At 72.0% G+C, this 12157-nt stretch carries 14 protein-coding genes; all 14 read left to right on the forward strand.

The genetic code is table 11. The features are described from left to right. The first annotated feature begins 7 nt into the window (after positions 1 to 7). The 14 genes from metK to trpA are packed head-to-tail and all read left to right on the forward strand — an operon-like array spanning position 8 to position 12156. Complete coding sequence (gene metK / locus KYX17_RS04505) at positions 8 to 1204, forward strand: methionine adenosyltransferase (protein WP_243225663.1); 1197 nt, start codon at positions 8 to 10, stop codon at positions 1202 to 1204. Continuing rightward, positions 1204 to 3153, forward strand: coding sequence for a primosomal protein N' (locus KYX17_RS04510; RefSeq protein ID WP_243225664.1), 1950 nt, complete (start codon positions 1204 to 1206; stop codon positions 3151 to 3153). Before metK ends, KYX17_RS04510 begins: the two co-directional genes overlap by 1 nt. Before the next feature lie 18 nt (positions 3154 to 3171). Continuing rightward, on the forward strand, positions 3172 to 4092 hold the full coding sequence (locus KYX17_RS04515; RefSeq protein WP_243225665.1) for a methionyl-tRNA formyltransferase: 921 nt from the start codon (positions 3172 to 3174) through the stop codon (positions 4090 to 4092). Beyond that, complete coding sequence (locus tag KYX17_RS04520) at positions 4089 to 5513, forward strand: RsmB/NOP family class I SAM-dependent RNA methyltransferase (protein WP_243225666.1); 1425 nt, start codon at positions 4089 to 4091, stop codon at positions 5511 to 5513. The genes KYX17_RS04515 and KYX17_RS04520 overlap by 4 nt, the downstream gene beginning before the upstream one ends. Beyond that, entirely contained in the window at positions 5510 to 6193 is a 684-nt protein-coding gene (gene rpe, locus KYX17_RS04525) for a ribulose-phosphate 3-epimerase (RefSeq protein WP_243225667.1), read from the forward strand. The genes KYX17_RS04520 and rpe overlap by 4 nt, the downstream gene beginning before the upstream one ends. Next, a complete protein-coding gene (locus KYX17_RS04530) occupies positions 6190 to 6453 on the forward strand; it encodes a phosphoribosyl-ATP diphosphatase (protein ID WP_243225668.1) in 264 nt (87 codons plus the stop codon). Before rpe ends, KYX17_RS04530 begins: the two co-directional genes overlap by 4 nt. A gap of 40 nt (positions 6454 to 6493) precedes the next feature. After that, positions 6494 to 7333 carry an ATP phosphoribosyltransferase gene (hisG, locus tag KYX17_RS04535; RefSeq protein ID WP_243225669.1) on the forward strand — a complete coding sequence of 280 codons (840 nt, stop codon included), beginning with the start codon at positions 6494 to 6496 and terminating at the stop codon, positions 7331 to 7333. Further along, the gene (hisF, locus tag KYX17_RS04540) at positions 7333 to 8124 is read left to right on the forward strand and encodes an imidazole glycerol phosphate synthase subunit HisF (protein WP_243225670.1); all 792 of its coding nucleotides are present in this window, start codon (positions 7333 to 7335) and stop codon (positions 8122 to 8124) included. The genes hisG and hisF overlap by 1 nt, the downstream gene beginning before the upstream one ends. Then, positions 8121 to 8477: a phosphoribosyl-AMP cyclohydrolase gene (gene hisI, locus KYX17_RS04545; protein ID WP_243225671.1), complete on the forward strand. Its 357-nt coding sequence runs from the start codon at positions 8121 to 8123 to the stop codon at positions 8475 to 8477. The genes hisF and hisI overlap by 4 nt, the downstream gene beginning before the upstream one ends. Continuing rightward, positions 8474 to 9061 carry a Trp biosynthesis-associated membrane protein gene (locus KYX17_RS04550; protein ID WP_243225673.1) on the forward strand — a complete coding sequence of 196 codons (588 nt, stop codon included), beginning with the start codon at positions 8474 to 8476 and terminating at the stop codon, positions 9059 to 9061. Before hisI ends, KYX17_RS04550 begins: the two co-directional genes overlap by 4 nt. A 45-nt stretch (positions 9062 to 9106) precedes the next feature. Beyond that, entirely contained in the window at positions 9107 to 9337 is a 231-nt protein-coding gene (locus KYX17_RS04555) for an HGxxPAAW family protein (RefSeq protein WP_243225676.1), read from the forward strand. Next, the gene (gene trpC / locus KYX17_RS04560; RefSeq protein WP_243225679.1) at positions 9337 to 10113 is read left to right on the forward strand and encodes an indole-3-glycerol phosphate synthase TrpC; all 777 of its coding nucleotides are present in this window, start codon (positions 9337 to 9339) and stop codon (positions 10111 to 10113) included. Before KYX17_RS04555 ends, trpC begins: the two co-directional genes overlap by 1 nt. Position 10114: 1 nt before the next feature. After that, positions 10115 to 11353, forward strand: coding sequence for a tryptophan synthase subunit beta (gene trpB / locus KYX17_RS04565; protein WP_243225680.1), 1239 nt, complete (start codon positions 10115 to 10117; stop codon positions 11351 to 11353). Further along, entirely contained in the window at positions 11350 to 12156 is an 807-nt protein-coding gene (gene trpA / locus KYX17_RS04570) for a tryptophan synthase subunit alpha (RefSeq protein ID WP_243225682.1), read from the forward strand. Before trpB ends, trpA begins: the two co-directional genes overlap by 4 nt. Position 12157 lies beyond the last annotated feature (1 nt).

A 12157-nucleotide genomic window follows, 5' to 3' on the forward strand; every position in this document is an offset into this window, starting at 1 on the left:
AGCCTTCATGACCGCTCTGCGCCTGTTCACGTCCGAATCCGTCACCGAGGGCCACCCGGACAAGATCTGCGACCAGATCTCCGACAGCATCCTCGACGGCCTCATCGCCAAGGACCCCGGCTCGCGCGTCGCGGTGGAGACCCTCGTCACCACCGGCCTCGTGCACGTCGCGGGAGAGATCCGCACCGAGGCGTACGTCGACATCCCCACGATCGTCCGCCAGGTCGTCAACGGGATCGGCTACACCTCCAGCGACACCGGATTCGACGGCGACTCGTGCGGCGTCAGCGTGTCTGTGGGGGAGCAGTCCACCGACATCGCGCACGGCGTCGACCAGGCGCAGGAGCACCGCGACGGCAGCTCCACCGAGGAGCGCGACGGTCTGGGCGCGGGGGACCAGGGCATCATGTTCGGGTTCGCCACGAACGAGACCCCGCAGCTCATGCCGATGGCGGGCTGGACCGCGCACCGCATCGCGGAGCGCCTCACCGAGGTGCGCCGGTCGGGTCTCCTGCCGTACCTGCGGCCGGACGGCAAGACGCAGGTCACCCTCGGCTACGACGGCTTCACCCCGAAGACGGTCGACGCCGTCGTCCTGTCCACACAGCACCACCCGGACATCTCGCAGGAGGAGCTGAAGGCGCAGGTGCGCGAGCACGTCATCGACCCGGTCCTCGCCTCCACCGGGCTCGACATCCCGGCGGAGCTCACGTACTACATCAACCCGGCGGGCCCGTTCGTCACAGGCGGACCCAAGGGGGATGCGGGCCTCACCGGCCGCAAGATCATCATCGACACCTACGGCGGTGCGGCACGCCATGGGGGCGGCGCGTTCAGCGGCAAGGACCCCTCGAAGGTCGACCGCTCCGGCGCCTACGCCATGCGCTGGGTGGCCAAGAACGCGATCGCCGCGGGACTGGCCGACCGCATCGAGGTGCAGGTGGCCTATGCGATCGGCGTCGCGCGTCCGGTCGGACTGTACGTTGAGACCTTCGGAACCGGCACCGTGGACGACGAGGTGATCACGAAGGCGATCACCGACGTCTTCGACCTGCGCCCGCAGGCCATCATCGAGGAGCTCGATCTGCTGCGCCCGATCTACGCGCAGACCGCCGCCTATGGCCACTTCGGTCGTGAGCTGCCGGACTTCACCTGGGAGCGAACCGACCGCGCCGATCAGCTGCGCCGCGCCGCCGGGCTCTGATGGCCCGCGAGAGCCGGCGCATCGCGCGCGTGCTCCTGGACTCGCCGCTGCCCCAGCTGGACCGGCTCTTCGACTACGCCCTGCCGGAGGAGCTGGGGGAGGTCTCGCCCGGAGTGCGCGTCAAGGTACCGCTTCGCACCGCGGGCCGCGTCGTCGACGGCTTCATCGTCGAGATCGCCGCCGAGGACGATGCGGACAGGCCGCTGTCCGAGGTCGACGGCGTCGTCTCGGATGTCCCGGTGCTCACGGACGCGCTGTACCGGCTCGCTCGACGCACGGCCGATCGCGCGGCCGGATCTGCCTCCGACATCCTGCGGCTGGCGATCCCGAAACGCCAGGTCCGCGTCGAGAAGGCCTGGGCGCAGGATGCCGCGACCCCAGTGCCGAAGCCCGAGGCCCTCGAAGCGGCCGGTGTCGTGATAGACGGCTACGCCGGTCTCGCCGAGGTCCTCGCCGACGGCGGCCGCGCCGCAATCGAGGCGATCCCAGCCCTGGACGACGGAGTGCCGGCCTGGACGACGCTCGTCGCGGCGGCCGCAGTGCGCACCCTCGCGGCCGGCCGCTCCAGCGTGATCGTCGTACCCGACCACCGCGACCTGGATCGCGCGGTCGCCGCCCTGGAGAAGATGCTTCCCGACGGCGCACTCGTGCGCCACGACGCGAGGCAGGCCAATCCGGATCGCTACCGTGCGTTCCTGCGCACGCTCGAGGACGCTCCGTGCGTCGTCATCGGCAATCGCTCCGCCGTGTACGCGCCGGTGCGCGCCGGCCTCGTCGTGATCTGGGACGACGGAGATCCGCTGCTGTCCGAGCCGCTGGCACCCTACGTGCACGCGCGCGACGCCGCACTGCTGCGGCAGGAGCAGGAGGGCAGTGCGCTGCTGTTCGCCGGGCACACGCGCACGAGCGACGTGGAGCGCCTCGTCCAACTCGGCTGGCTGCAGGACGTCCGTGCGGTCCGACGCGTCCTGCCTCGTGTCCAGCTGAGCACGCCCCAGGAACTCGAGCAGGGCGGCGCACGGATGCCGTCGAGTGCCTTCCGCTCCGCTCGCTCCGCAGCCGCCGAAGGACCCGTCCTCGTGCAGGTGGCCCGCCCCGGGTTCGCGCCGTCGCTCGTCTGCGCCGACTGCCGACGGCCCGCCCGCTGCCCCCAGTGCGCGGGGCCGCTCGGCGCACGGAACCGGGGCGCGGTGCCCGTGTGCGGCTGGTGCGGCCGCTCCGCGCGCACCTGGACGTGCCCGGAGTGCTCCTCGACGCGGCTGCGGCTGGCGTCCTCGGGAAGCGAGCGCACGGCTGACGAACTGGGACGCGCATTCCCCGGCATCCGCGTCATCGTGGCGGACGGCGCGCACCCCGTCGAGCGGGTCGACGACAAGCCGTGCCTGGTCGTCGCCACCCGCGGAGCCGAGCCCCTCGCTGAGGGGGGATACCGTGCGGTCGTGCTGCTGGACGGACCGCGGATGCTTCAGGCCCCGGATCTGCGCATCGGCGAGTCCTGCCTGCGCTGGTGGTCGAACGCCGCGGCTCTCGCGGCGCCGGGGGCGCCGGTGCACCTCGTCGGCATCTCGGGTCCCGCTGCCCTCGCCCTCGCGACCTGGACGCAGCCGGGATACGCCCGCGGCGAGCTGGAGACGCGCGCGCCGCTGCACATGCCGCCGACCGTCCGCGTCGCACAGGTCGAGGGGACCTCGGCCTCGGTGCGCGCAGCGGTCGAGTCGCTGCGCGCGATCGGCCTGCCGCCCGACGCCGTCCTCGGCCCCGTCCCGGTCGCGGACGGCGAGGGTCGCGTCCGCGCGCTGGTGCGTTTCGAATACGGCGCCGGGCCCGCGGTGGCGAGCACGCTGCGGGCGCAGGTCATCGCCGACGCCGTGCAGCGCCGACGCGGCCGGGGACGCCCGGCGAAGGCCACGCTCGGCGTGCGTCTCGATATCCTCGAACCTGAGATCTGATCCCCCCGGAGAACCTTCATGCGCCTCGTCTTCGCCGGCACGCCCGCCGTCGCCGTCCCCACCCTGCGGCTGCTCGCATCCCAGCACGAGGTCGCGGCCGTCATCACGCGCCCGGACGCTCCGCTCGGGCGCAAGCGCGTCCTGACCCCCTCGCCGGTCGCCGCGGCAGCTGAGGAACGGGGTCTCGAGGTCATCAAGGCCGCCCGCCTGGACGCCGACGTCACGGAGCGCATCTCCGCACTGGCGCCGGAGCTGGGCGTGATCGTCGCCTATGGCGGACTGGTGCGCGAACCCCTGCTCTCCACCCCGGAGCACGGATGGATCAACCTGCACTTCTCCCTGTTGCCCGCGTGGCGCGGCGCCGCGCCGGTCCAGCGTGCTCTCATCGCCGGGGACGACGTCCTCGGGGCGAGCGTGTTCCAGCTCGTCCCGGAGCTCGATGCCGGCGATGTGTACGACTCCCGCGTGATCGACGTCCCGCACGACGCCACCGCGGACGTCGCCCTCGACGCCCTCGCCGAGTCCGGCGCGCCGCTCACCGCGGAGGTCGTGGCCTCGATCGCCGCGGGGTCCGCGTCCCCGCAGCCGCAGTCCGGCACCGTCACGCTCGCCCCGAAGCTCTCTCTCTCCGACGGGCTGCTCGACTTCACCCGCCCGTTCACGGAGGTCTACGCCCGGTTGCGCGGTGTCACCCCTGAACCGGGGGCGCACACGACCGTCGACGGCGCCCGGTTGAAGATCCTCGCGGCGGAGCCGGCATCCGGTGACGAGAGACCCGCGCCCGGGGTCATGACGGGGACGAAGCACGCCGTCCTCATCGGCACGGCCACGGACCCCCTGGCGGTGACCAGGGTCCAGCCTGCGGGAAAGCCGGGCATGGCCGCGGCCGACTGGTGGCGGGGACGGCGCGAGGGCGAGAGCACGGTGGCGGGATCATGAATGACCGGCGCTCCTCCCGACGGCCCACCCGGCCAGGCGGGCGCCCGCAGCCGGACCGCTCAGTGCAACCGGCGAGGCGGGTCGCGTACGACGTGATCCGCGCCGTGTCCGAATCGGATGCCTACGCGAATCTCCTCCTTCCCGCCGCGATCGCCGAGGCCGGTCTCGGCCCGCAGGACGCGAGCCTCGCCACGGAGCTCACCTACGGAACGCTCCGCCGTCGCGGCACGTACGACGCGATCATCGCGGAAGCGGCCGGACGCGACACGGCGGACATCGACCCGGGCGTGCTCGACGCCCTGCGGCTCGGTGCCCACCAGCTGCTCGCCACCCGGGTGGCCTCTCATGCCGCGGTGAACGAGTCCGTGAACCTCGCCGCGTCCGGCAGCAGGGGCGCCGCGGGCTTCGCCAACGCCGTGCTGCGCCGCATCGCTCGCGACACTCCGGGGGAGTGGGACGAGCGGATCGCGCGCCAGGCGCGGTCGGACGACGAACGCCTCGGGCTGCGCGCGGCGCACCCGGTATGGGTCATCCGTGCCCTGCGTCGGGCACTCGCGGCCGAAGACCGGATCGACGAGCTGGACGCGCTGCTGGAGGCGGACAACGCCTCTCCTGAGGTGACGCTCGCGGCGCTCCCCGGCCTCGCCGAACCGGCGGAGCCGCGGCGCCCGTACGCTCCGACGGCCTTCGGCGCCCCGGGCGGCGATCCGCGCGCCTACCTGGCGGAGTCGGGCGGCACCGTCCGCGTGCAGGACGAGGGCTCCCAGCTCGTCGCCCTGGCGCTCACCGCGGCGACTCCGGTCGACGAGGGGGAGCAGTGGCTCGACCTGTGCGCCGGACCGGGAGGCAAGACCGCACTGCTGGCGGCGATCGCCCACGCGCACGGCGCACGGCTGGAGGCGAACGAAGTCGTCCCTGCCAGGGCCGGCCTCGTCCGCAACGCCCTGCGGCCCCTGCCGATCGACGTGCCGGTCCACGAGGAGGACGGCCGCCTCTTCGCGGCCGCGCGTCCCTCGACGTTCGACCGCATCCTCGTCGACGCCCCGTGTACGGGTCTCGGAGCTCTCCGCCGACGTCCCGAGGCGCGCTGGCGCAAGACCCCGACGGACATCGCCGAGCTGACAGCGCTGCAGGAGGAGTTGCTGCTCGCCGCCGTGGAGGCGCTGCGCCCCGGGGGCGTCGTCGCCTATGCGACATGCTCCCCGCACCTCGCCGAGACCACCGGAGTGGTGTCCGAGGTGCTCCGCGTGCGGGACGACCTCGTCGAGCTCGACGCCAGGGCCGTGATGTCCGGGCTCAGCCGCTCGCCGATCGACCTCGCCTCCGACGGCACCGGTCGCGTGCAGCTGTGGCCGCACCGGCACGGTACCGACGCCATGTTCCTCGCGCTACTGCAGCGCACCGAGAAGGGATCCCGATGACCGAGCTGCCCCGCGCCCCGCGCATCAACCCGAGCATCCTCGCCGCCGACTTCGTCAACATGCAGGCGGAGCTGGCCCGGATCGCCACGGCCGACTTCGTGCACGTCGACGTCATGGACAATCACTTCGTCCCGAACCTCACGTTCGGGCCGCAGATGGTCGAGCGCATCCAGGCGACGAGTCCCGTGCCGCTCGATGTGCATCTGATGATCAGCGACCCGGACCGCTGGGCGCCCGGATACGCCGAGCTCGGCGCGGCGAGCGTCACCTTCCACCTCGAGGCCGCTGCGGACCCGATCGCCCTCGCACGCCGGCTGCGCGCGATCGGCGCACGTGCCGGGGTCGCGATCAAGCCGGGGACGGCGGGGGAGCGGCTGTACGACGTGCTCGACGAGTTCGATCAGATCCTCGTCATGACCGTCGAGCCGGGATTCGGCGGACAGGGGTTCCTTCCCGAGACGATGCCCAAGCTGCGCTCTCTCGTCGACGAGGCCCGCAGGCGCGGCTCCGACGTGTGGTTCCAGGTGGACGGAGGGATCTCCGCCGCCACGATCGATCAGGCCGCCGCGGCCGGGGCCGACACCTTCGTCGCGGGCTCCGCCGTGTACGGCGCCGAGAACGTCGAGGCGGCGATCAGCGGGCTCAGGGACCTCGCGCGAGCCGCTAGCCTGGAATCGTGAAGACTTTCGACGAGCTGTTCGCCGAGCTCCGCGTCAAGGCCGAGACCCGCCCAGAGGGATCCGGCACCGTCGCCGAGCTCGACGGGGGCGTGCACACGATCGGCAAGAAGATCGTCGAGGAGGCCGCCGAGGTCTGGATGGCGTCGGAGTACGAGTCCGACGAGGCGGCGGCGGAGGAGATCTCCCAGCTGCTCTACCACGTGCAGGTGATGATGATCGCGAAGGGGCTCAGCCTTCAGGACGTGTACCGACATCTCTGATGCGCCCCGTCCCACCGCTCTCCTGAACCGAAAGACCCCCATGCTGCGCATCGCTGTTCCCAACAAGGGCTCGCTGTCCGAGACCGCCGCCGAGATGCTCGCGGAGGCCGGCTACGCCGGTCGGCGCGACTCCAAGACCCTGCACGTGATCGACGCCGAGAACGACGTCGAGTTCTTCTTCCTCCGCCCCCGCGACATCGCGACCTACGTCGCATCCGGCGCGCTGGACGTCGGCATCACCGGACGCGACCTGCTCAAGGACGTGCCCCAGCAGGCGCGCGAGATCCAGGCCCTCGGCTTCGCCCACTCCACGTTCCGCTTCGCTGCCCCGCCGGGTGCGTTCCGCGGCATCGAGGACCTCGCGGGCGTCCGCGTGGCCTCGGCGTATCCGGGACTCGTCGACGCATTCCTCCGCGAGCACGGCGTCGAGGCGGAGCTCGTCCCGCTGGACGGCGCGGTCGAGTCCGCCGTGCGCCTGGGCGTCGCCGACGCCATCGCCGACGTCGTCGAGACCGGGACCACGCTGCGGCAGGCGGGCCTGGAGATCTTCGGCCCGGTCATCATCGAGTCCGAGGCCGTTCTCATCAGCCGCCCAGGGGATGCCGAGGGCACCGAGACGCTCCTCCGTCGTCTGCGCGGCGTCATCGTGGCCCGCCGCTACGTGCTGCTGGACTACGACCTGCCGGCGGACCTCGTCGACCAGGCCGTCGCGATCACGCCCGGCCGCGAGTCCCCGACGATCTCGCCCCTCAAGGATCCGAGCTGGGTCGCGGTGCGCGTGATGATCCCCCGCAAGGGCGTCAACCAGGTCATGGATGCCCTGTACGCGCTCGGAGCGCGGGCGCTGCTGGTCACAGCGATCCACGCGGCGAGGCTCTGATGACGCTCGCGAGCCGCGTCATCCCGTGCCTCGACGTCGCCGCCGGCCGCGTCGTCAAGGGCGTCAACTTCCAGAACCTCCGCGACATGGGAGATCCCGTCGAGCTGGCGGCGCACTACGCGGCCCAGGGCGCCGACGAGATCACGTTCCTCGACGTCACCGCGACCGTGGACGACCGCGCGACCACCTACGACGTCGTCCAGCGCACCGCGGAGCAGGTCTTCGTCCCTTTGACCGTGGGCGGGGGAGTGCGCAGCGTCGACGACGTCGCGCGACTGCTCTCAGTCGGTGCCGACAAGGTCGGCGTCAACTCGGCGGCCATCGCGCGTCCTGATCTGATCGGCGAGATCGCCGACCGCTTCGGCGCCCAGGTGCTGGTGCTCTCCCTCGACGTCAAGCGCGCCCCCAGCACGGTCTCCGGCTTCGTCGTCACCACGCACGGCGGCCGCACCGAGACGGCGCTCGACGCGCTGGACTGGGCGCGTGAGGCCACCGAGCGCGGCGCGGGGGAGCTGCTGGTGAACTCGATCGATGCCGACGGCACCCGCGACGGGTTCGATCTGGAACTCGTCCGCCTGATGCGCGAAGTCGCCTCGGTGCCGGTGATCGCGTCCGGAGGTGCGGGGAAGGCCGCGGACTTCGCACCCGCGATCAAGGCCGGAGCGGATGCCGTGCTCGCTGCGAGCGTGTTCCACACCGGCGCTCTGACGGTCGGCCAGGTGAAGGACGCGCTGCGTGCGGAGGGCGTGACCGTGCGCGGCGCCCTGGGCGAGCAGGAGGAGGCGACGTGACCGGAATCGAGGCCCGGATCGAGCAGGTCGCGTGGAACTCCGACGGCCTGGCCCCGGTGATCGTCCAGCAGTGGGACACGCGCGAGGTGCTCATGCTCGCATGGATGGACGCCGAGGCGCTGCGGCGCACGCTCACCGAGGGACGAGCGACCTACTGGTCCCGCTCGCGCCAGGAGTACTGGCGCAAGGGCGACACCTCGGGCAACACGCAACTGGTGCACGCCGCCCGGCTCGACTGCGACGGCGACGCGATCCTGCTCCAGGTGCATCAGAACGGTCCCGCGTGCCACACCGGCACGCGCACGTGCTTCGACGCGACGGATCTCGAGGCCGCTGCGGCGGTGGACGCATGAGCATCGCACGACGCGGACGCTCGATCACGGTCCTCGGCTTCCTGGCCGCGGGAGGCGTCGGAGTGCTGTCCGCGACGCAGACCTGGCTCGTCGCGTCGCGCCACGACGCGGCCGAGCCGATCCTCGTGACGGGCGCTCAGGCGCAGCCCCTGCTCACCCCGCTGAGCCTCGCCGTGCTGGCGCTGGCGGCCGTGCTCGCCATCGTGGGCCCGGTGCTGCGCCACATCCTCGCTGCCCTCGGCGGACTGATCGCCGTCCTGCTCGGATGGTCGACGCTCGACCTCCTGCTGACGACGCCGCTGTCCGCGGTGTCATCGACCGTCACCGAGGTGACTGGCTTGGCAGGGGAGTCCGCGATCGCCGACCTGGTGGATGCGGTCACGCCGACCGCCTGGCCCGCGGTCGCGCTGGGCGGCTGGGTGCTGCTGCTGGTCGTCGCGGTCTTCGCGCTCTTCACCGCGCGAGGCTGGCGCTCCGGCGGGCGCCGGTTCCGCACCGACGCCCCGGGGTCGACGTCCGAGGGTCCCGTCGACGCGATCGATTCCTGGGACGAGCTGTCGCGCGGCACCGACCCGACGCGCTGAGACCGATAGACTGACGACGCCCGCAACCCATTCGGAGGAATCCCCATGAGCAACCCCATCGCAGACCCCGGCCACGGACACTCGCCTGCCGCCTGGACCGCTGTGGTGGTCATGCTGTTCGGCGTCGCTGCGGGTACCGTCGCGTTCTGCCTTGAGCAGCCGCTGTTCGTGTGGATCTCGGTCGGGATCATCGTGATCGGCGCACTGCTGGGCTGGATCCTCGCGAAGGCCGGCTACGGCGTGAAGGGCCCCAAGTACTCGCCGAAGGCGCACTAGTGGTCCTCGCCGACCTCACGGCCGGCGCTGTCGAGGACGCCGAGCGTCGCGCGCTGTCGCGACCGCTCGCCGACGTCGAGAAAGCGGCCCTGGCCCGTCCCGCTGCGAAGGATGCCCGTGCAGCACTGGCTCCGGCATCCCGCGTCAAGATCATCGCCGAGGTCAAGCGCGCGAGTCCGTCCCGCGGCGCCCTGGCGGAGATCCCCGACCCCGCCCACCAGGCGACCCTGTACGAGCAGGGCGGAGCCTCCGCGATCAGCGTGCTGACCGAGGAGCGCCGTTTCGGGGGCAGCCTCGCCGATCTCGAGGCCGTTACCGACCGCGTGTCGGTCCCCGTGCTGCGCAAGGACTTCATCGCGACGCCGTACCAGGTGTTCGAGGCACGCGCCGCCGGCGCCGACCTCGCACTGCTGATCGTCGCCGGTCTCGAGCAGCACGTGTTGACCGAGTTGTTCTCGCTCATCACCGAGCTCGGCATGACTCCGCTCGTGGAGACCCACTCCGCCGACGAGATCCGCATCGCAGCCGACCTCGGAGCCCCGCTCATCGGCGTGAACGCGCGGGACCTGAAGACCCTCGAACTCGACCGCGACCTGTTCGGTCGGATCGCCGACCTGATCCCCGCGGGAACGACGCGGATCGCCGAGTCCGCGGTGCTCGCCCCCTCGGACGTCGCGCGGTATCGCGAGGCGGGCGCCGACGTGGTGCTCATCGGGGAGGCGCTCGTGACGGGCGACCCCGTCGCCACGCTGCGCGGTTTCCTGGAGGTGGGATGAGATGAGCGGCTCCGAGTCGACGGGCGCGCACGACGCCTCCCTGCGCGATCAGCCAGGTCCTTTCTTCGGCGAGTTCGGGGGGCGGTACATGCCGGAATCGCTCATCGCCGCGATCGACGAGCTCACGCTCGCCTACGAAGAGGCGATCGCGGACCCCGCCTTCCGCGCCGAGCTCGCGCACCTGCTCGGCACCTACGCCGGACGGCCCTCCGCCCTCACCGAGGTGCCACGGTTCGCCGAGCACGCCGGCGGTGCACGGATCTTCCTCAAGCGGGAGGACCTCAACCACACCGGCAGCCACAAGATCAACAACGTCCTCGGCCAGGCGCTGCTGACCAGGCGCCTGGGCAAGACGCGCGTGATCGCCGAGACCGGCGCAGGCCAGCACGGCGTCGCCACCGCCACGGCCGCGGCGTTGTTCGGCCTGGACTGCACCATCTACATGGGCGAGGTCGACACCGAGCGCCAGGCCCTCAACGTCGCGCGCATGCGCCTTCTCGGCGCCGAGGTCGTCGCCGTCAGGACCGGCTCGCGCACCCTCAAGGACGCGATCAACGATGCGTACCGGGACTGGGTCGCGACCGTGGAGACGACGAACTACATCTTCGGGACCGCGGCGGGTCCGCATCCCTTCCCGGCGATGGTGCGCGACTTCCAGAAGATCATCGGGGAAGAGGCGCGCGAGCAGCTGCTCTCGACCGCGGGCCGGCTCCCGGACGCCGTCGTGGCGTGCGTGGGCGGCGGCTCCAACGCGATCGGCATGTTCGACGCGTTCCTGGACGACGCCGACGTGAAGCTGTACGGCGTCGAGGCGGCGGGGGACGGCGTGGACACGCCGCAGCACGCGGCGTCGATCGAGCGCGGTCGCCCGGGCATCCTGCACGGCGCGCGCACCTACGTGCTCCAGGACGAGGACGGCCAGACCGTCGAATCGCACTCGATCTCGGCGGGACTCGACTATCCCGGTGTGGGGCCGGAGCACTCCTGGCTCGCCGACATCGGGCGCGCCTCGTACATCCCGGCGACCGATGACGAGGCCATGCAGGCGCTGCGCCTGCTCAGCCGCACCGAGGGCATCATCCCGGCCATCGAGTCCGCGCACGCCCTCGCGGGTGCTCTCCGGATCGGCCGGCAGCTGGGCCAGGACGGCCTCATCGCCGTCTGCCTGTCCGGACGAGGCGACAAGGACATGGACACCGCCGCACGCTACTTCCACCTGTACGACGAGGAGCGCGCATGAGCCGGGTCGAAGACGCCATCGGGCGGGCGCACGACGCCGGACGCGGTGCCTTCGTGGGATACCTGCCGGTCGGATACCCCGACCTGGACACGAGCATCCGTGCGGCGATCACGCTGGCCGAGAACGGCGTCGACGTCATCGAACTCGGGCCGCCCTACAGCGACCCTGTCATGGACGGGCCGCTGATCCAGGAGGCGACGCAGGCGGCGCTCGCTGCCGGCTACCGCACGAAGGACCTCTTCACCGCGCTGCGCGCCATCACCGCGGCCACGGACGTGCCCGTGGTCGTGATGACGTACTGGAACCCGGTCGTGCAGTACGGCGTCGACCGCTACGCCGACGACCTGCTCGCGGCCGGCGGGGCGGGCCTCATCACCCCGGACATCACCCCTGAGGCCGCGGCGGAATGGATCGCGGCGAGCGAGCGGACCGGTCTGGACCGCATCTTCCTCGCAGCCCCGACCTCCACCGACGAGCGGCTGGACCTGGTCACCTCGTCGTCGACCGGTTTCGTCTATACCGTGTCCACCATGGGCATCACGGGGGAGAGGGCCGAGCTCGACAAGGCGGCCCGCACCCTCGTCGCCCGCCTGCGGACGCACGGCGCCGGCCGCGCCTGCGTCGGCATCGGGATCTCGACGCCCCAGCAGATCGCGGCCGTCCTCGAGTACGCCGACGGCGCGATCGTGGGCACGGCTCTCGTCCGCGCTCTGCGCGATGGCGGCCTCGACGGCCTCGCCGAGACCACGCGTGCGCTGGCAGCCGGCACGCCGCTGTCCGTCCCCTCCGACCAGAGAAACTAGA

It is taken from the genome of Microbacterium sp. CIAB417 (genome assembly GCF_022788845.1).

Coding starts and splice junctions, on each gene's coding strand:
- KYX17_RS04550 (WP_243225673.1), top strand. CDS start 8,474: ATGAGCATCGCACGACGCGGACGCTCGATCACGGTCCTCGGCTTCCTG.
- KYX17_RS04555 (WP_243225676.1), top strand. CDS start 9,107: ATGAGCAACCCCATCGCAGACCCCGGCCACGGACACTCGCCTGCCGCC.
- trpB (WP_243225680.1), top strand. CDS start 10,115: ATGAGCGGCTCCGAGTCGACGGGCGCGCACGACGCCTCCCTGCGCGAT.
- hisG (WP_243225669.1), top strand. CDS start 6,494: ATGCTGCGCATCGCTGTTCCCAACAAGGGCTCGCTGTCCGAGACCGCC.
- hisF (WP_243225670.1), top strand. CDS start 7,333: ATGACGCTCGCGAGCCGCGTCATCCCGTGCCTCGACGTCGCCGCCGGC.
- KYX17_RS04520 (WP_243225666.1), top strand. CDS start 4,089: ATGAATGACCGGCGCTCCTCCCGACGGCCCACCCGGCCAGGCGGGCGC.
- metK (WP_243225663.1), top strand. CDS start 8: ATGACCGCTCTGCGCCTGTTCACGTCCGAATCCGTCACCGAGGGCCAC.
- KYX17_RS04510 (WP_243225664.1), top strand. CDS start 1,204: ATGGCCCGCGAGAGCCGGCGCATCGCGCGCGTGCTCCTGGACTCGCCG.
- KYX17_RS04515 (WP_243225665.1), top strand. CDS start 3,172: ATGCGCCTCGTCTTCGCCGGCACGCCCGCCGTCGCCGTCCCCACCCTG.
- trpA (WP_243225682.1), top strand. CDS start 11,350: ATGAGCCGGGTCGAAGACGCCATCGGGCGGGCGCACGACGCCGGACGC.
- rpe (WP_243225667.1), top strand. CDS start 5,510: ATGACCGAGCTGCCCCGCGCCCCGCGCATCAACCCGAGCATCCTCGCC.